Genomic DNA, 18,143 nt, shown 5'->3' on the forward strand with positions numbered 1-18,143 from the left:
TCATCGGGCGCCGCCGGCACGGGCGCGGGGGTCGAGGAGGCCGTAGGACAATTCGACGAGGAGGTTGATCGTCACGAACAGCAGCACGACGAGGATGAGGTAGGCGACCATCACGGGACGGTCGAGGGAGGTGATGCTCTCGATGATGAGCTTGCCCATGCCAGGCCAGTTGAAGACTGTCTCCGTCACCACGGCGAAGGCGAGGGTGGAGCCGAACTCCAGGCCGAAGACGGTGACGACGGGGATGCCGATGTTCTTGAGGACGTGCAGGCCGACGACCTGGCGTTCCGGGAGGCCCTGTGCCCGTGCGAAGCGGACGTGCTCGCTGCCCATGACTTCCTCGGTGCCGGCGCGGACGAGGCGGATGAGCAGGCCGAGCTTGAAGAAGGAGAGGTTGAGGGCGGGCAGGAGGATATAGCGCCAGCCGTCGGGCGAGAGGATCGAAAGGCCGAGCGAGCCGGACTCCGCGCGTCCGCCCGACGGCAGCCAGCGCAGCTCCACCGCAAAGGCGAGGATCAGCAGCAGCCCGACCCAGAAGGTCGGCACGGAGAAGCCGAGGGTGGAGATCGCCATGATGAGGCGGGACGACGCCGCATCGGGCCGGTAGCCCGCCCAGATGCCGAGGGGGACGCCGATGATCGTCGCGATGAGCATCGCGAGGACGGTCAGTTCGAGGGTTGCGGGGAGCCGCGAGAGGATCAGGTCGAGGACGGGGATGCGGAAGACGAAGGAGCGGCCGAAATCGCCGCTCGTGACGTTGCCGAGGAAGCGGAGGTATTGCTCCCACAGCGGCAGGTCCAGGCCGTATTGCCGGATCAGCGCCGCGCGGATCGCCTGCGTCGCCGCGGGATCGATCAGCACGTCCACGGGGTTCCCGATGGCGTAGACGCCTAGGAAGACCAGCAGCGACATCGCCAGCACGACGAGGGCCGCCTGCGCGAGGCGGCCCAGCACGAAACCCAGCAGGTCAGTGGCTCCCGGTCAGCGGCGTCCCGGCGTCATCAGGTGCGCGAGCGATTCCTGATCCACGCGGGCGGTAAAGGAAAGCGCGCCCTTCTTCAGCGCCCAGACGGTCTGCGGCATGACGGTCGGCAGCATCGGCCGCTCGTTCATGCTGATCTCCGCGGCGCGGGCGAACATCTCGCGCCGGCGGTTGTCGTCGAGGGTGCGGCTGCCGTCGAAGAGCAGGCGGTTGACCTCGGGGTTGTCGTAGCCGGAGCGGTTGAAGTTGCCGAAGCCCGAGGCGGGGTCCGGCTTGTGGATGGTCGCGCAGTAGGTGTAGGCGGCCTCGCCGGTCAGCGTGCCCCAGCCCGACATCTGCAGCGAATAGTCGCCGCGGGTGGAGGCGGGGAAGAAGACGGTGCCGGTGGTGGGCAGCGGGTTCACCTTCAGGCCGAGGCGCGACCATTGCTGGGCGATCGCCTCGCAGAGCGGGCCGTCGCCGGGGAGGCGGTTGGCGGTGGAGTGGAAGTCCACCTCGAAGCCGCGGGGGTAGCCGGCTTCGGTGAGCAGTTGCCGCGCGCGGTTCAGGTCGGGGCGGCGCTCCGGCAGGTTGGGCGAGGCGCCGAAGAAGTTGTCCGGCATCAACTGGCTCATGGGCTTCGCCAGCCCTTCGAAGACCACGCGGGACAGGGCGCGGCGGTCGATCGCCAGGTCCATCGCGGTGCGGACGCGCAGGTCGCGGAACGGGTTGGCGTCGATCTCGCGCCCGTCCACCTTCACCTTGCGCGGCAGCGTCTCCCCGAGGTGGAAGTAGATGTTGAAGACGTAGACGCTGTCGCCAATGACCACGTCCAGCGTGTTATCGCGCTGCAGGCCCGCGACGTCGGTCGCCGGGACGTAGTTGATGAGGTCCACGCCACCCGACTTCAGCGCGGCGACCCGCGCGGCGTCGTTCGGGATCTCGCGCCGGATGATGCGGCCCCAGGGCTGCTGGCCGCCCCACCAGCCGTCGAAGCGCTCGGCGACGAAATCACCGCGCGGCTCCCAGCGGACAAACTTGAAGGGGCCGGTGCCGATCGCGGCCTGTCCCGAGTTGAACTGCTCGTTCCGCGGGGTCATGCCGATCTTCGCGGGTACGATCATCAGGCGGGTGAAGTCGTTCGGCAGGGTCGGCGCGGGGCCGTCGGTCTTCACGCGGACGGTCAGCGGATCCACGACCTCCGCGGACTGGGCGCGCTTGGTGTAGAGGGTCATGGACATCGGGCCCGTGACCTGCGGGATGCGTTCCAGCGAGAACTTCACGTCCTCAGCGGTGAAGGGCGAGCCGTCGTGGAAGCGCACGCCCTCCCGCAGCTTGAACTCCCAGACGTCGTCGGCGACGGCGCGCCAGGAGGTGGCGAGGGCGGGCTTCAGGCCGAGGTTCTCGTCCTGGCCGATGAGGCTGTCGAAGACGTGGCGCAGCGCCTCGATATGGCCGCCGAGGGTGGACCAGTGGGGGTCGATGGATTCGGGACCGGTGCGGAGACCCATGGTCAGGGTCGGGCCGCCGGCGGCCTGGGCGTTCGCCAGGCGCGCGCCGGGGACGGGGGCGACGGCGAGCGCGGCGGCGCTCGACAGGAACGTGCGGCGGTTCATGATCGGAAGCCTCGGCCTTTTGGGGGTGCCTGACGGGGGGTGCCTATCGGGGGGGCCCTGAAGGGCGAAGGGTAGGAAGCGCGCGGCGCGCGCGTCAACACGGGGTGGGGCAGGGCAGGGCATGCGAATCGCGGAGATGGACTGGCGGGCGGTAGAGAACTGGCTCGCCCATGACGACCGGTGCGTCCTGCCGCTGGGGAGCACGGAGCAGCATGCGGGGCTGTCGCTCTCCGTCGACTCGATCCTTTCGGAGCGGGTGGCGACGGAGGCGGCGGAGCCGCTGGGGGTGCCCGTCTTCCCGGTGCTGGCCTACGGGATCACGCCGCTGTTCACGGCCTATCCCGGGACGATCACGCTCTCGGCGCGCACCTACCTGACGATCCTGACGGAGGTGCTGGACGGGCTCTATGCACAGGGATTCCGGCGCGTGCTCCTCTGCAACGGGCATGGCGGCAATGGTCCCGGTGCGGCGGCGGGGCTGGAGTTCATGGCCCGGCATCCCGACGCGCGGGTGCGGTGGCATGATTGGTGGAACGCGCCGCGGACCTGGTCGGCGGTACAGGCGACCGACCCGGTCGCGAGCCATGCGTCCTGGATGGAGAACTTTCCCTGGACGCGGCTGGCGAACGCGCCGCGCCCGCCGGAGGAGCGCAAGCCGATGACCGACACGGCGCGGTTGCGGACGCTGTCGCCGGTTGCGGTGCGGGCGCAGCTGGGGGATGGGAACTTCGGCGGGCTCTACCGGCGTGCGGACGACGACATGCTGGCGATCTGGCGCGTGGCGGTGGAAGAGACGCGGGGGCTGCTGGAATCCGGGTGGGGCTGACGCGGTACGCCGGCCCCGCGCCGCCTACGGCCCGATCAGGACGGTCGGGAACCCCATGACGAGGGTGCCGCCATGGGCCGTCATATCCCCGATCCGCACGGCCATGAGGCCGTTGACGAGCACGGTCGGGCTGCCGAGGACGATGATGTCCGGCGGCCCGACGCAGACGCACATGTCGGTGATGCGCGCCTGCGGCATCGCACCGGTCAGGACGGTGACGGCGCAGGGTGGCAGCACCGGCCCGCCGACATGCGGGATCGGCGGCACGCCCGGCGTCACCATGGGGCAGACGTGCATGTCGCCGACGCGGGAGGCGGGCATGCCCATGGCTCAGCCATCCTCCGGTGCCATGCGGCCAGCGCCGCCGGCGGCGATCTCCCGCGCGGCGCCGATGAAGCGGGCGTAGCGTTGCGGCGCGCGTTCCGGCGCGACGCGGACCGCGGCGAGCGTCACGCCGCCCGCGATCGCGACGCCGGTCAGGTGCGGCGCGGGCGGCACGTCGGGCTGGCCTGCCGGCGCCATGCTGCCGCCGGACCAGAAGGCGCCGACGGCGGCCCAGGCTTCCGGCGTGCGGAAGGCCGTCTTCTGTGCGAGGTCCATCGCGGCGCGGCGGATCGAGTCGTCGGGCCGGCGCACCCAGTTTTCCGCGGCGACGAGGGCCTCGGCGTCGGGGGCGGGCAGGCCGGGATCGGGTACGGCGCGGGCGCACATGCAGCACCACCACACCGCCTCGCGCTTCGGCAGCGCGTGGGCGACGAGTCGCACGGCTTCCGGGTAGGCGGCGGCGGCGAGCAGGGCGTCGAGTGCCGCCATGGCGTCGGCCGCGCCGGCGATCGTCGCGGCGAGCGGCGCTTCCAGTTCCAGGCGCGGCAGGAGCGGCGCGAGCGGCACCTGCAGCTTGTTCGGGGGGGGTTTGGTTCCGGCCTCGCTCATGTCAGTTGATCATCACGATCCCGCCCTTGATGATCATCATCCCATCGGCGTTGTGCTGCGCCATCGGGGCCTTGGTCTGCAGCATGGCGGTGCCTTCGATCTTGATCGTGATCCCCTTGATGGTGATCCCGGTCTGATCGATGACGATGGAGTTCTGGCCGACCTTGAGGGTGATGGACTGCATCGCCTCGGAGGTATTGCTGCCGAGGTCCACCTTCTCGGTGATGTTGCCCATCTTCACGCGGTTGTCCTGGTTGCCCATGGACACTTCGGTGGACATGTCACCCTTGGCGACGGTGAGCTTCTCGTTCCCGTCCTCGATCGTCGTCGTGCGGTTGTTCTTCACCTTCTCGGTGTGGTCGTGCTTCGTGTAGATCGTGGTGTCGTTCTTGACGAGGAGGTCGTAGTCCTTCTCGGCCTGCATCTGCAGGAGCTCGGATCCTTTGAGGTCCTCGAACTTCAGCATGTTGAAGTTGCTGGCGCCGCCGTTCTTCGTCGAGCGCGTCTTGTAGCCGCTTTGCGTCCTGTTCGCGGGCAGGGCAAAGGGTGGCGGCGCGTCGGAGGCGTACATGCTGCCGAGCACGATGGGGTGGTCCGGATCGCCGTGCAGGAAGGAGACGGCGACCCAGTCGCCGACGCGGGGGATGTATTGCATGCCGCCCCAGACGCCCGCGAGCCCCTGCATGACGGGGCACCAGCGCGATGACGTGTCGTCGGTCTTGCCGGCGCGGTCCCACATGAAGCGGACCTTCACGCGCGCGTGCTGGTCGGTGTGGATCTCCTCCCCGCTGGGGCCCGTGACGCGGGCCCATTGCAGGCCGGGGATGACGGGGCGCCGCGGCAGCGGGTAGGGCCGCCACGGCCGGGTCGCAGGCATGAGGACCATGCGGTTGCCGTAGCTGGGCAGGCCGCCCTCGACGAGGTGGGTTTCGTCCACGGCATCGTGGATGATCTCGGAGACGACCCAGGTCTCGGCGCCGACGCTGCCGAGGCCAGGCTTCACCTTCAGGCGGCCACCGGCGAAGATCATCGGGTCGTTGCCCGTGGTGGTCACGAGCTCGGAGGCCGCCTCGGCCGCTTCCATCGCGAGCTTCGCCGGATCGACCTCCGGACGGACGGACTTGCTGCTGGGGAAGAGGAAGGTTTCCGCGTTCCCGGCATGGGCGGCATGAACGACGGTGTTCGCGTTCGTGCGGATGTCCGTCGCGAGCTTCGGATGATCGTGGTCGAGGGCGACGACGCTTCCCGTGGGAAGGCGGGACCAGCGGTGCCAGTTCCAGACCGTGCCAAAATCAAGCGCGTTGTCGGCGCGGAGCACCTGCGGGTCGCCGGGGATCATCGGGAAGTCGGCGTTCGAGCCGCCGAAGTTGAGCGTGTGGTTGCCGTCCTCATGCACGAACCACCAGGCCCAGCCGCATTCCGCGGCGAGGCGGGAGACGAAGTCGAGGTCGGTCTCGTCGTACTGGGTGCAGTATTCGCGCTGCGTCGCGTCCACCGTGCCGAAGCGGACCGGGGCGGCCGATCCCTCGTCGACGAGGGTTTGGATGATGGCCCTCACCGCCTTCTGCTGGAAGATGCGGCTGTCGCTCGTGCGTGAGAGGTTGAAGAGGCGGGGCCGTGCCTCGAGCCGGTAGGTCGTGAGGTTGCGCTCGTTCGTGCCCACCCGGGCGAAGCCGTACACGATGCCATGGAAGTGCCGTTCCGGGCGTTCGGCGTGGACGACGCTGCAGGTCACGGCTTTGCCGACCATGGTCGGCGGAGCGATGTTCGGATCGGCGGACAGGACCTCGGCCTCGATGAGGAAGCATTCGCCGATCGCTTCCCGCACCGTCAGGCGACGGAGCACGAGTTCCCCGGCGGGCCCCTTGATCTTCAGCAGTCGGTTGGTCTGGAGCGGTGTTTCGGACACGTGCTCGTCTTTTCAGGGCCGGGATGCCGGAGCCGGACCGCCGCGTCCCGCACGGGCGGGACGCGGCGGCCGACCGGACTCAGACGTCAGCCTTCGAGATGTCGTAGGTGACGTGACCGGTCGTCGTCGACTTGAACTTGTCGTCGATGTTCAGGTACTCGCTGTCGATCGCCGCGTAGGAGAAGGACGCGGAGATGGCCGGCCGCTCGCCGCCGCTCGAGAGCGAGTAGGAGGAGATCAGCACGCGCTCCAGCTTGTACTTCTGGAAGGCGACGTGCTTGCCCTTGCCGTCGGTCTGCGTGATGTGGATCTCGACCTTCTTCGCCTCGCCGCCGATCGCCTCCTTCAGCATGAGCTGGTCGAAGCTGTCCATCGACTTCGTGATGACGAACTCGGAGAGCGACGGGGCCGAGGCCTCACGCTTGGAGCCGCCGCCGGAGCCGATGGAGACGCCGCGGCCGACGCCGAACTGAAGGCTGCCGGCCTCGACCCACTTCTCGTAGCCCACTGCCGTGACCTCGCCGTTGAGGCCTTCGTACTTGAAGAAAATTGCCATGTTAGGGTTCCTTTCGCCGCTGATCGGGGGGTCCCGTGCCGCTGCGGCGGCGGCACGGGGCGGGGGGGAACGCGCCGGGGAAGCTAGGCCTGCGCCTAGGCTTCCTGGGCCAGCGCGTAGGTGAAGCCGCCGTCGGCGCCCAGGCCGACGCGCACGGCGCCGATCTGTCCACCCGACGCCAGCCGTTCGAGAACCTGCGCCGAGAGCTCGGGCAGCAGGGTCCGATTCAGGATAGTCTCGATGTTGCGTGCGCCGCTCTCGCTTTCCTGGCAGCGGGCGACGATGGCATCGAGGACCTCGGGCACGACCTCGAAGCCCGCGCCGTAGGATTCGCGCACGCGGCGCGCGATCCGCTTCATGTTCAGCCCGACGATCTGCCGCAGCGTGTCGTTCGCCAGCGGGTAGTAGATCACCGTGTTCACGCGGCCGAGGAAGGCCGGCTTGAAGGACTTGAGCAGGTCGGGGCGCAGCGCCTCCGCCAACTCGTTCGGCGCCGGCGCCGTATCCGGATCGGCGCAGAGCTTCGCGATCGTGTCGGTGCCGGCGTTGGAGGTCATGATGATGACGGAGTTGCGGAAGTCGATGTCCCGCCCTTCGCCGTCCTTCATGTTTCCCTTGTCGAAGACGTTGTAGAAGATGTCCTGGACGCCGGGATGCGCCTTCTCCATCTCATCGAGCAGGATGACGGAGTAGGGGCGACGTCGCACGGCTTCCGTCAGCACGCCGCCTTCGCCGTAGCCGACATAGCCGGGGGGGGAGCCCATGAGGAGCGAGACCTTATGCTCCTCCTTGAACTCGCTCATGTTGATCGTCGTCAGGTTCTGTTCGCCGCCGTAGAGGAGGTCGGCGACGGCCAGCGCCGTCTCCGTCTTGCCGACGCCGGAGGTGCCGGCGAAGAGGAAGACGCCGATCGGCTTGCGGGGGTCGGCAAGGCCGGCGCGGGAGACGCGGATCGCCTGCGCGATCGCCTCCAGCGCGTGGGACTGGCCGATGACGCGCTCCTCGAGCTTCTTCTTGAGGTTCAGGACGGTGCTGATCTCGTCCGAGACCATCCGGCCCACGGGGATGCCGGTCCAGGTTTCCACGACCTCGGCGACGGCGACGCCGTCCACGACGGGGTGAACGAGCGGGTTCTCGCCCTGGAGCGACTTCAGTTCGGTGGAGGCCGCGGCGAGGGCTTCGCGGTTCTTCGCGGCGTCTTCGGACGCCTCCGCGCTTTCCAGCGCGCGGCGGAGGTCGAGGAGCTTCGTGACGAGGCCCTTCTCCGTCTCCCAGCGCCCGGTCAGGGCGGCGAGGTCTTCGGCGACGGCCTTCGCCTCGGCTTCCAGTGCCTCGCGGCGCTTGGCGTGATTGCCGCCGGCGGCTTCCTCGCGCTTGAGGGCGGCGAGTTCGGTCTCAATGAGCGCAGCGCGGCGCTGGCGGTCCTCGATCGCGGCGGGGATCGCGGCCTGGCTCATGCCGACGCGCGCGCAGGCGGTGTCGAGGAGGGAGACGCCCTTGTCCGGCAGTTGCCGCGCGGGGATGTAGCGGGCGGAGAGGCGAACGGCTTCCTCGACGGCGCTGTCGAGGATGCGGACGCTGTGGTGCTTCTCCAGCACGGGGACGAGGCCGCGGAGCATGGCGGCGGCGAGGGGAACCGACGGCTCCTCGACCTTCACCACCTGGAAGCGGCGGGTGAGTGCGGCATCCTTCTCGAAGTACTTCTTGTACTCGGCCCAGGTGGTCGCGGCGATGCAGCGGAGTTCGCCGCGGGCGAGGGCCGGCTTGAGGAGGTTGGCCGCGTCGTTCTGCCCGGCCTGGCCGCCGGCGCCGATCAGCTGGTGCGCCTCGTCGATGAAGAGGAGGACGGGGGTCGGCGAGGACTTCACGCCGTCGATGACGCCGCGCAGGCGGTTCTCGAACTCGCCCTTCACGCCAGCGCCGGCTTGCAGCAGGCCGAGGTCGAGGGAGAGGAGGCGGACGTTCTTCAGCGCCTCCGGCACGTCGCCCGCCGCGATGCGGAGGGCGAGACCTTCGACCACCGCGGTCTTGCCGACGCCGGCTTCGCCCGTGAGGATCGGATTGTTCTGGCGGCGGCGGGTCAGGATATCCACCATCTGGCGGATCTCCCCGTCGCGGCCGAGGATGGGATCGATCTTGCCGCTGCGGGCCTGCGCGGTGAGGTCGGCGCAGAACTGGTTCAGCGGGCCGTCGCCGGCGCCGGGGGCGCCCGGCGCCGCGCCGCCCGACGCCGGGACGCCGCCGGCCGGACCGCCGGGGCCGGCGATCTCGCCGGCCTGCGCCGCCTCCTCGGTGTTGGCCGCGGCCTCGCCGAGGTTCTTGCGGACGGTCGCCTCGGGGATCGCGGCGAGGCTCGGCGCGCTTTCGCGCAGCGTGCGGTTGAGGGATTCGTCGCCGAGGAGCGCGGCGAGCATGTGGCCCGAGCGGATGCGGCCTGCGCCGCCCTCGAGCGAGGCGATGAGCCACGCCTCGCGCAGCCAGGTGACGAGGTCGGGGGAGAGCGCCGGCGCCCGGGCGTTGCCGGTCTTGAACTTGTCCAGCGCGCGGTTCAGCTCCGCCGCGACGCGTCCCGCGTCCACGTTGCAGTAGGTGAGGACGGCGGCGATGTCGCTGCCCTGCGCCTCGACGAGCTTGAGCAGGACATGCTCGATCTCGACGTTGTAGTGCGTGCGGGAGAGGGTGAGGCCCGCCGAGGCCTCCACTTGCCGCCGCACGAGGCCGGTCAGCCGGCCCACCAGCGCCTTCAGGTCGATCGCCACCACGATACGGTTACTCCTTCCGGCGCATTGCGGCGGCGCTCCGACGGAGCAATCGCCTTCGATGCGGGGAACCCTATTTCGGTGCCAAGCCGAGTGTCCAGGGCGGACGGTCGCGCCGATTGTCGCGTGCGTGTCGCTCGCGCCCGTGCCGCACCTACGGGGGCGCGTGCGGAAAATGCGACGCGCGCCGCGGGGCGGGCAGGCATGTTCCAACGCGCGCGAAGGCGGTCTAGCCTCCGCGTGCGCGACAGGGGGATGGCGATGGCGGACGTGCTGGACGTGGACGCGTTGCTGGCGCCGCCCGAGGGGGCGACTCGTCGGCCGATCGGCTGCGCGTCAAGGACGCGCGGACCGAGGCACGTGACGAGGAGCGCGCGCGGGACGCAGAGGGGGAGGAGGACAACAGCGTCGCCGACGGGTGGCGGACCGTGCTGCGCCTGGGACAGGACGTGCTGCGCGCGTCGAAGGACTTCGAGGTGGCGGCGTGGATGACCGAGGCGATGGTGCGGCAGCACGGGCTGGACGGGTTGATCACGGGATGCCGGCTGCTGACGGGGATGCTCGAACGGTATTGGGACGAGGGCTTCCCCGAGCTGGACGAGTACGGGCTGGAGGACCGCGCGATCACGCTCGGCGGGCTGTCCGGCGCGTCCGCCGACGGAACGATCATGCAGCCGCTGCGGCGGCTGACCGTGTTCATCCGCTCCGACAACACGCCGCTGCCGCTTTACCGCTACGACCAGGCGGAGGAGGTGGCAGGGCGGCCGGATGCGGAATACCGGCAGCGCCGCTACGAAGCCGGGGTGCCCGATCTGGAGATCGTGCAGGCCGAGGCACGCGGGGCGCGGCCGCAGATCCGCGGCTTCGGCGCGAAGGCGGCCGAGGCGCTGGGGGCGTGGCGCGCCTTCGACGCCGCGCTGACGCCGCGCTTCAGCGAGCATGGCGAGGTGCCGACGTCGCGCGTCGCGCACCTGCTGCAGCGGATGGTCGAGGTTGCGACGACGCTGGCAGGCGCGCCGGCGGAGGCGCCCGCGGCCAGCGAGGCAGGCGCGGCGGGGCAGGCGGGCGTGCCCGGCGCGCCGATGGCAGGGGTGGCGGGCGGCTTCGTGGTCGGCGACACCTCCGGCGCCATCGCCTCACGCGAGGCGGCGCTGGAGACGCTGGAGCGGATCGCCGACTTCTTCGAACGGACGGAGCCGCATTCCTTCCTGGCCTTCACGCTGCGGGATGCGGCGCGGCGCGGACGGATGACGCTGCCGGAATTGCTGGCGGAGGTGCTGACCGACCAGTCCTCACGCGACGGGATGCTGACCGCGCTCGGCATCCGGCCGCCGCAGGAGTCCGGTTATTAGTACCTCGTAACCTTTTTTCGGCGTGACCGTCGCGACAATGACTGTCCCGCATCGTCGTTGACGCCCGGTTTTTCAGGCGTCTAGGCTTCCCGTCGGTTTCGAGGCGCGCGAGGCGGCGGAGGCCGCGGCGCGCCGTCCTTACACCAGCAACACCCACGATCCCGGGGGGACCACCATGTCCGGCGTCCACGACAAACTGAGCCGCGTGCGCAAGCCGCGCGTGCACATCACCTACGAGGTCGAGACGGAAGGCGCCGCGATCCTGCGGGAGCTGCCCTTCGTCGTCGGCGTCATGGGCGACTTCGCGGGCGACCCGAGCGAGCCGCTGAAGCCGCTGGCCGACCGCAAGTTCACCCAAATCGACCGCGACAACTTCAACGACGTCATGGCGCGCATCGCGCCGGGCCTGAAGCTGAAGGTGGACAACACGCTCGCCGACGACGGCAGCGAAATGGCGGTGGACCTGAAGTTCCGCTCGCTCGACGACTTCGACCCCGCGAAGGTGGCGGAGCAGGTGCCCGCGCTGAAGGCGCTGCTCGACACCCGCGCGAAGCTGCGCGACCTCGCGAGCAAGGCCGACAATTCCGAGGAACTGGAAGGGCTGCTCGAGCAGGTCCTGCAGGACCAGGACAAGCTGAACAAGCTGTCGGCCGACCTCGGCCTCGGCAAGGAGGGCTGAACCGATGAGCGCGACGCAGACCGCAGCCGCCGGTTCGGCCACCACCCTCGAGGAAGGCGGCCTTTCGCTCCTCGACCAGGTCGTCGGCGCCACGAAGCAGACCGAGAAGGACCGGGCGCAGGACCTCATCAAGGCCCTGACCGAGGAGGCGCTGAAGGGCACCGTCACCTTCAACCGCAACCTGACGCAGACCTTCAACCGGGCGATCGCCGCGATCGACGAGAAGGTCAGCAAGCAGCTCAATGCGATCATGCACAACGAGCGCTTCCTGAAGCTCGAGGGCTCCTGGCGTGGGCTGCACTACCTCGTGGACAAGTCGGAGACGGGGACTTCCCTGAAGCTCCGGATGGTCCAGCTCTCCAAGAAGGAGATGCACCGCGACCTGACGAAGGCCGTGGAGTTCGACCAGAGCCAGCTCTTCAAGAAGATCTACGAAAGCGAGTTCGGCCTGCCGGGCGGCGAGCCCTATGGCGCGCTGATCGGCGACTACGAGTGGACGAACCACCCGGACGACATCGAGGCGCTCGGCCACATGGCTTCCGTCGCGGCCTCCGGCTTCGCGCCGTTCATCTCGGCGGCGGGCGCCGGGCTGTTCGGGTTCAAGGACTGGACGGAGCTGTCGAAGCCGCGGGACCTCGCGAAGATCTTCGATACGCAGGAATACACGAAGTGGCGGTCGCTGCGGGACAAGGATGACGCCCGCTTCATCTCCCTCGTCGCACCGCGGGTGCTGGCGCGGCTGCCCTATGGCGAGGCCACGAAGCCCGTCGAGGAGTTCAACTACGAGGAGGCGCCGACCAACCCGGACGGGTCGCCCGCGAAGATGAACCACGAGCACTACTGCTGGATGAACGCGGCCTACGCGATGGGCGCGCGGCTGACCGACGCCTTCGCGCAGTACGGCTGGTGCACCGCGATCCGCGGCGCGGAGGGCGGCGGCAAGGTCACCGACCTGCCGACGCACGTCTTCACGTCCGATGACGGCGACACCGACACGAAGTGCCCGACCGAGGTTGCGATCACCGACCGGCGTGAGGCGGAGCTGTCGAACCTCGGCTTCCTGCCGCTCTGCCACTACAAGAATACGGATTACTCCGTCTTCTTCGGGGCGCAGACGATCCAGAAGCCGAAGAAGTACGACCGTCCCGAGGCGACGGCGAACGCCGCCATCTCCGCGCGGCTGCCCTACATCATGGCGACGTCGCGCTTCGCGCACTTCCTGAAGGTGATGGCGCGGGACAAGATCGGCTCCTTCATGGAGGCGTCGGACTGCGAGACCTGGCTGAACCGCTGGATCCAGAACTACGTCAACCCGATGGAGGGCGCGGGCCAGGCGAACCGCGCGCAGTACCCGCTGCGCGAGGCGAAGGTCGAGGTGAAGGAGATCCCGGGCAAGCCCGGTTCCTACAACGCCGTGGCCTACCTGCGTCCCTGGCTGCAGATGGAGGAACTGACGACCTCCATGCGCATGGTCGCGCGCATCCCGCAGAAGTCCTGATCGGGGCTTCCCGACCGGAGATGCCGGCATGACGCGGGTTTCATGACCTCGGCCCGCACGGCCCTGCGGGACGCCGTGCGGGCCGGACGCTTCTTCGGCGCCCGGCACGCGGCTGCGGCCGGGGCGCTCGCTGAGTTCCTGGTCGAACGGGGCGCGGCCGACGCGCTGCGCGCGTGGTTCGGGGACGCGGCGCTGCGCGAGATGCTGCGCCGGCCCGATCCGATGCAGCGGGTCGGCGAGGCGTTGGACCGCGACATCGCGCGGCTCGATGCCCTGATCTCACGCCAGTTGGACGCCGTGCTGCACCAGCCCCGGCTGACGCGGCTGGAAGGCTCGTGGCGCGGCCTCGCCTGGCTGACGGAGCGGGCCGAAGCGGACCGCGTCATCCGCATCCGGCTGCTGCCGATCCGCAAGCCGGAGCTGTCGCGCGACCTGGAGCGCGCGGTGGAGTTCGACCAGTCCATCACCTTCCGCAAGCTGCACGAAGAGGAGTTCGGCATCGCCGGCGGCGAGCCCTATTCCCTCCTGCTCGCGGATTTCGAGGTGAGGCCGGGGCCGGGCGGCGGCGATCCGGTGGACGACATCTCCCTCCTCGGGCGGCTCGCGGCGACGGCGGCGGCCGCCTTCTGCCCGATCCTGCTGCCGGCGTCGCCCGCGCTGCTGAACCTCGACAGCTTCGGGGAGGCGTCGGCGGCGGGCGACCTTGCGGCGGCGCTGCGGGCGCCGGACCGGGCGCGGTGGCGCGCGCTCTCGACGCGGGAGGACACGCGTTTCCTCGGCGTCGTGCTGCCGCGCGCCCTGGGGCGGCCGGCCTGGCGCAACGACGGGACGCGGGCCGACCGCTTCGTGTACCGGGAACGCGTCGCGGGCGATGCGGACCGGGTCTGGACCGCGCCGATCTACGCCTTCGCGTCCAACGCGGTGCGGGCGTTCCGGAACTTCCGCTGGCCCGGCGACCTGCGGGGGGCGGAGCCGTCCGCCGTCGCGTCGGGCGGCGTGGTGGAAGGGCTGCCGCTGGAACGGCTGCCTTCCGACCCGCCGGGGCCGCCGCCGCGGCCGCCAGTCGAACTCGCCTTGACCGACGAGCAGGAGCGGGCGCTGGCCGACGCCAACCTCATCGCCTTCTGCGGGCTGGACGCGCTGCCGGAGGCGTCCTTCTCCGCCCTGCCGACGTTGCACCGGCCGCCGCGCATGACGACGGAGGTCGCGGACGCGAACCAGCGGCTGTCCGCGCAGATGAACAACGTGCTCTGCGTCTGCCGCTTCGCGCATTGCGTGAAGGTCATGGGGCGCGACATGGTCGGCGCCTTCCTCTCGCCGGAGGAGGTTCAGTTCCGGCTGATGCGCTGGATCGGCGGCTATGTCAGCGGCCTTGCCGGCGGTGGCGACGCGGCGGCGCGCTATCCGCTGCGCGACGCGCGGGTCGAGGTGCGGGAGCAGCCGGGACGCCCCGGCACCTATGGCTGCGTCGTCCACCTTCAGCCGCACCACCAGCTCGACGACGTCGGGGCGGTGTTCCGCCTCGTCACCGACCTCTCGGGGCCGAAACCGGCATGACGCCGCCCCGCATGATCGCATTGGGAGACCGAACGTGAGCACGACCACCACCGCCGACGCCCTCCGGGAGGGCGACCTCGCCGCTGCCGTCGCCTCGGCCCAGGCCAAGGTGAAGGCCGCCCCGCGCGACCAGGAGGCGCGCTGGCTGCTCGCCGAGGTGCTGCTGCTGCAGGGCGACGCGGACCGGGCGGACAAGATGCTGGACGCCGCCGTGCTGGACGAGCCGGTGCCGGCTGTCCTGGAGTTCCGGCGCCTGCTGCGGGCGGAGGTCGCGCGGCAGCAGATGTGGAAGGAGGGCGGGCGCCGCGCATCCAGGGCGGCGAGACGACGCCGGCGCAGGAGGCAGCGATGCGCGCCATCGTGCTGGCGCGCGCGGGCGACGTCGCGGGGGCCGCGGCCGCGGCGGCCGAGGCCGAGTCGCTGCGCCCGCGTTCGCCGGGTACGGCGGAGCTGGTGAACGGCAAGACGATCGCGTTCGACGACATGCGCGACGCGGACGACCTGATTTCGCCGGGGATGGAGGTGCTGACCCAGGCCGGCGACCACATGCTCGTCGCCTTCGAGCGGGTATCGTCGCTCTCCTTCGCGCCGGGGCGGCGGGCGCGGGACCTGGTATGGCGGCGCGCGGAGATCACGCTGAAGGACGGGACGGAGGGGCTGATCTTCCTGCCGGCCGTCTATCCGCCCGTCGGTGGGGCGATGACGGACGCGGCGCGGATGGGGCGCGTGACGGAGTGGCATGAGGAGACGGCTGGCGGCGCGACGCTCGTGCGTGGCGTCGGGCAGCGGCTCTACCTGCTGGGCGAGGAGGCGGTGACGGCGTCGGAACTCGCCTTCGTGAAGTTCGACTGAGCGCGGTGTCAGGGACCCAGAACAGGCCGGGATCGCTCCGCGTCCGCTTGCCGTTGCTCGACCGGCTGCTGGACCCGGAGCCCGAGCAGGTGCGCGACGCTCCGGTCAGCGCGGCGGCGGCGCTGGATGCGCTGCGCGCGGGGGTACGGCGGGACCTGGAGGCGCTGCTGAACGCGCGGCGGCGGCGGTGGCTCCTGCCGGCGCATCTGGAGGAACTGCCGGCCTCGCCCCTGGGCTACGGCATTCCCGACGCGACGGCGGGGTCCTTCCTGCTGGACAAGGCGCGGGAGGCGCTGGCGGAGGAGGTGGCGGAGGTGATCCGGCGGTTCGAGCCGCGGCTGATGAACGTGACGGTGAACCTGCGGAGCGGGTCGGACCTCGACCGCACGCTGCGGCTGCGGATCTCCGCCGTCCTGCGCACCGATCCCGTGCCGGAGCCGATTTCCTTCGACACCATGGTGGAGGCGGTCTCGCACGAGGTGCGGGTGGTCGAGGGATGAGCGAGAGCCTGCTGCCCTTCTACAACGCGGAGCTCGAGGCGCTGCGGCGGCTCGCGGGGGAGTTCGCGGACGCGCATCCGAAGGTCGCCGGGCGGTTGCGGGTGACGCGGGACGGCACGGGGGACGATCCCCATGTCGAGCGCATCCTGGAGGGCGTCGCCTTCCTCGCGGCACGGGTGCAGCACCGGCTGGAGGACGAGCTTCCGGAGTTCTCGGACGCGCTGCTGGAACTGCTGTCGCCGCACCTGCTGGCGCCGGTGCCGAGCATGACGACGGTGCGCTTCACGCCGAAGCCGGACCAGCGGGGACGCGCGACGATCCCGCGCGGGACGGCGCTGGACACGGAGCCCGTGGCGGGGGGCAATGCGCTGCGCTACGCGACCTGCCACGACCTGACGCTCTGGCCCGTGCGGGTGGAGGGGGCGCGGCTGATGGGGCAGCCCTTCGCGGCGCCGGCCAATCCGGGGGCGCCGCGGGCGGCGGCCTGCCTGCGGCTGACGCTGCGGAGCGGGGCGCCGGACCTGACCTTCGCGGCGATGGGGCTGGACCGGCTGCGGATCCACCTGCCCGGCGCGGGGCCGACGGCCTTCGCGTTGCACGACCTGCTGACGAATGCCTGCCTCGGGATCGCGCTGGCGGACACGGCGGTGGACACGGCGCCCACGCTGCTGCCGCCGACGGCGCTGCGGGCCGCCGGCTTCGCGCGGGAGGAGGCGGCGCTGCCCTGGCCGCGGCGGGCCTTCGACGGGCACCGGCTGCTGACGGAGTACTTCGCGTTCCCCGACAAGTTCCTCTACCTCGACCTCGAGGGGTTGGACGCGCGGACGCTGCTGCACGACAAGGACCGGCTGGAGGTCTTCATCTATCTCTCCCGCGCGGTGCCGCAGCTGGAGCGGAGCGTGGGGGCGGAAACCTTCGCGCTGGGCTGTACGCCGGCGGTCAACCTGTTCCCGCAGCGCTGTGAGCCCATTGCGCTGGACGGGACGCAGTCAGACTGGCTCGTCATCCCCGATGCGCGGCGGCCCAACGCGCTGGAGGTGCATTCGATCCGCGCGCTGCGCGAGACCGGGCCGGACGGCGCGCGTCGCGTCGTGCAGCCCTTCCTGCGCCTGGCGCGGGAGCCGGTGCCGGCGGGAGAGGAGGCGGCGCAGGCGGAGTGGGTGGCGCGCCGGCTGCCCGCACCCTCGCCGCTGACGGGGACGGAGACGCGGGTCATGCTCCGTGATCCGGCCTTCGACCCGATGGCGCCGGCGGACGGCGTGCTGACGGTGGAGGCGCTCTGCACCAACCGGGACCTGCCGGAACTGCTGCCCTCGGGCGGGAACCAGCCGCCGCTGCGACCGGTGGATCCGATCGCGGCGGAGCGGGCGGAGTACATGACGGCGCCGACCTCGACGCTGCGCTTCCCGCTGCGGGGGCGCGGCGGGTGGCGGCTGGTGTCGCACCTCGCGCTGAACCACCTCGGCGTCACGGGCGGGGAGGATGCGGCGCTGGCGCTGCGGGAGATGTTGCGCCTGCACGACCTGCGCGACGCGCCGGAAACGCGGAACGCGATCGCGGGGCTGCTGGCTGTGGAGGCGAAGCCCGGGCTGGCCCGGATTCCGGGGCAGCGGCCCGGGATCTTCACGCGCGGGATCGACGTGACGCTGACCTTCGACCCGGGGGCCTGGACATCGGGCGGGCTGCATCTGCTGGCGGCGGTGATCGAGCGGTTCCTGTCGCTGCAGATCTCGGTCAACGGCTTCGTGCGGACGCGGGCGGTGCTGCGCGGGCGGTCGGAAGCGGCCGCGTCCTGGCCGGCGCGCAGCGGGACGCGGGTGCTGCTGTGAGCGTCGGCGAGGGGCCGCCCCCGCCGGATGACTCCGACGCGACGCTGAACGTGCCGCGGCGGGCGACGTGGCCCGCCGCACCGACGGAGGAGGGGCGCGGGACCGGGATGGGGCCGTCCGCCGGCGCGGACCTGCTCGAGGCCGCCCTGGCCGCCACGGCGCCCGATGCCGCGGGGATGGCGGCCGGCGGGGCGGTGCCGAACGGGTCGTCGGGGCCGTCGCCGTCCGGGGTGCCTGCGGCCGGCGCGGGACTGCTGGAGGCCGCGCTGGGCGCGACGACGGCGGCCGGCGAATCCGCCGCGCCGGCGGCCGCCGC

16 protein-coding genes are annotated in these 18,143 nt (G+C 70.9%); 9 read left to right on the forward strand and 7 right to left on the reverse strand.

Going from position 1 to position 18,143, the window contains the following annotated elements; genetic code table 11:
* Both ACE7GA_RS11235 and ACE7GA_RS11240 read right to left on the reverse strand, forming a co-directional pair.
* A complete protein-coding gene (locus ACE7GA_RS11235) occupies positions 1-954 on the reverse strand; it encodes an ABC transporter permease (protein WP_376099401.1) in 954 nt (317 codons plus the stop codon).
* Between the two features lie 27 nt (positions 955-981).
* Positions 982-2,577, reverse strand: a complete 1,596-nt coding sequence (locus ACE7GA_RS11240; protein WP_376099403.1) for an ABC transporter substrate-binding protein — start codon at positions 2,575-2,577, stop codon at positions 982-984.
* A 121-nt stretch (positions 2,578-2,698) separates the two neighbouring features.
* Between ACE7GA_RS11240 and ACE7GA_RS11245 the strand changes: the two genes are divergently transcribed.
* Entirely contained in the window at positions 2,699-3,403 is a 705-nt protein-coding gene (locus tag ACE7GA_RS11245) for a creatininase family protein (protein WP_376099405.1), read from the forward strand.
* A gap of 24 nt (positions 3,404-3,427) precedes the next feature.
* Here ACE7GA_RS11245 and ACE7GA_RS11250 read toward each other — a convergent pair whose 3' ends face one another.
* The 5 genes from ACE7GA_RS11250 to tssH form a co-directional block, all read right to left on the reverse strand.
* Positions 3,428-3,730, reverse strand: a complete 303-nt coding sequence (locus tag ACE7GA_RS11250) for a PAAR domain-containing protein (RefSeq protein WP_376099407.1) — start codon at positions 3,728-3,730, stop codon at positions 3,428-3,430.
* 3 nt (positions 3,731-3,733) lie between these two features.
* Entirely contained in the window at positions 3,734-4,336 is a 603-nt protein-coding gene (locus ACE7GA_RS11255) for a DUF6931 family protein (RefSeq protein ID WP_376099409.1), read from the reverse strand.
* Between the two features lies 1 nt (position 4,337).
* Complete coding sequence (locus tag ACE7GA_RS11260; protein ID WP_376099411.1) at positions 4,338-6,245, reverse strand: type VI secretion system Vgr family protein; 1,908 nt, start codon at positions 6,243-6,245, stop codon at positions 4,338-4,340.
* 79 nt (positions 6,246-6,324) lie between these two features.
* A complete protein-coding gene (locus ACE7GA_RS11265; RefSeq protein WP_376094360.1) occupies positions 6,325-6,801 on the reverse strand; it encodes an Hcp family type VI secretion system effector in 477 nt (158 codons plus the stop codon).
* Between the two features lie 95 nt (positions 6,802-6,896).
* Entirely contained in the window at positions 6,897-9,563 is a 2,667-nt protein-coding gene (gene tssH, locus ACE7GA_RS11270; protein ID WP_376099413.1) for a type VI secretion system ATPase TssH, read from the reverse strand.
* A gap of 326 nt (positions 9,564-9,889) precedes the next feature.
* Here tssH and tssA point away from each other — a divergent pair, with 326 nt between their 5' ends.
* The 8 genes from tssA to tssF all read left to right on the forward strand — a co-directional run bounded on the left by tssA (position 9,890) and on the right by tssF (position 17,827).
* The gene (gene tssA, locus ACE7GA_RS11275; RefSeq protein ID WP_376100227.1) at positions 9,890-10,912 is read left to right on the forward strand and encodes a type VI secretion system protein TssA; all 1,023 of its coding nucleotides are present in this window, start codon (positions 9,890-9,892) and stop codon (positions 10,910-10,912) included.
* A 175-nt stretch (positions 10,913-11,087) separates the two neighbouring features.
* On the forward strand, positions 11,088-11,591 hold the full coding sequence (gene tssB / locus ACE7GA_RS11280) for a type VI secretion system contractile sheath small subunit (RefSeq protein ID WP_376099415.1): 504 nt from the start codon (positions 11,088-11,090) through the stop codon (positions 11,589-11,591).
* Between the two features lie 4 nt (positions 11,592-11,595).
* Positions 11,596-13,089: a type VI secretion system contractile sheath large subunit gene (gene tssC / locus ACE7GA_RS11285; protein WP_376099417.1), complete on the forward strand. Its 1,494-nt coding sequence runs from the start codon at positions 11,596-11,598 to the stop codon at positions 13,087-13,089.
* Positions 13,090-13,131: 42 nt separating this feature from the next.
* Positions 13,132-14,646 (forward strand): type VI secretion system contractile sheath large subunit, encoded by a 1,515-nt coding sequence (gene tssC, locus ACE7GA_RS11290; RefSeq protein ID WP_376099419.1) that lies wholly within the window; start codon positions 13,132-13,134, stop codon positions 14,644-14,646.
* 34 nt (positions 14,647-14,680) lie between these two features.
* Positions 14,681-15,103, forward strand: coding sequence for a tetratricopeptide repeat protein (locus ACE7GA_RS11295; RefSeq protein ID WP_376099421.1), 423 nt, complete (start codon positions 14,681-14,683; stop codon positions 15,101-15,103).
* Complete coding sequence (locus tag ACE7GA_RS11300) at positions 14,995-15,498, forward strand: type VI secretion system accessory protein TagJ (RefSeq protein WP_376099423.1); 504 nt, start codon at positions 14,995-14,997, stop codon at positions 15,496-15,498. The genes ACE7GA_RS11295 and ACE7GA_RS11300 overlap by 109 nt, the downstream gene beginning before the upstream one ends.
* A gap of 5 nt (positions 15,499-15,503) precedes the next feature.
* The gene (gene tssE, locus ACE7GA_RS11305; protein ID WP_376099425.1) at positions 15,504-15,998 is read left to right on the forward strand and encodes a type VI secretion system baseplate subunit TssE; all 495 of its coding nucleotides are present in this window, start codon (positions 15,504-15,506) and stop codon (positions 15,996-15,998) included.
* Entirely contained in the window at positions 15,995-17,827 is a 1,833-nt protein-coding gene (gene tssF / locus ACE7GA_RS11310; RefSeq protein ID WP_376099427.1) for a type VI secretion system baseplate subunit TssF, read from the forward strand. The genes tssE and tssF overlap by 4 nt, the downstream gene beginning before the upstream one ends.
* Positions 17,828-18,143: the final 316 nt, after the last annotated feature.

The organism is Roseomonas sp. CCTCC AB2023176, assembly GCF_042259275.1.
GTDB lineage: Bacteria > Pseudomonadota > Alphaproteobacteria > Acetobacterales > Acetobacteraceae > Roseomonas.

Bases quoted from the DNA above. Each gene is read 5' to 3' on its own strand.
- ACE7GA_RS11240 (WP_376099403.1), bottom strand. From the start codon at position 2,577: ATGAACCGCCGCACGTTCCTGTCGAGCGCCGCCGCGCTCGCCGTCGCC.
- ACE7GA_RS11245 (WP_376099405.1), top strand. From the start codon at position 2,699: ATGCGAATCGCGGAGATGGACTGGCGGGCGGTAGAGAACTGGCTCGCC.
- ACE7GA_RS11250 (WP_376099407.1), bottom strand. From the start codon at position 3,730: ATGGGCATGCCCGCCTCCCGCGTCGGCGACATGCACGTCTGCCCCATG.
- ACE7GA_RS11255 (WP_376099409.1), bottom strand. From the start codon at position 4,336: ATGAGCGAGGCCGGAACCAAACCCCCCCCGAACAAGCTGCAGGTGCCG.
- ACE7GA_RS11265 (WP_376094360.1), bottom strand. From the start codon at position 6,801: ATGGCAATTTTCTTCAAGTACGAAGGCCTCAACGGCGAGGTCACGGCA.
- tssB (WP_376099415.1), top strand. From the start codon at position 11,088: ATGTCCGGCGTCCACGACAAACTGAGCCGCGTGCGCAAGCCGCGCGTG.
- tssC (WP_376099417.1), top strand. From the start codon at position 11,596: ATGAGCGCGACGCAGACCGCAGCCGCCGGTTCGGCCACCACCCTCGAG.
- tssC (WP_376099419.1), top strand. From the start codon at position 13,132: ATGACCTCGGCCCGCACGGCCCTGCGGGACGCCGTGCGGGCCGGACGC.
- ACE7GA_RS11300 (WP_376099423.1), top strand. From the start codon at position 14,995: ATGCGCGCCATCGTGCTGGCGCGCGCGGGCGACGTCGCGGGGGCCGCG.
- tssF (WP_376099427.1), top strand. From the start codon at position 15,995: ATGAGCGAGAGCCTGCTGCCCTTCTACAACGCGGAGCTCGAGGCGCTG.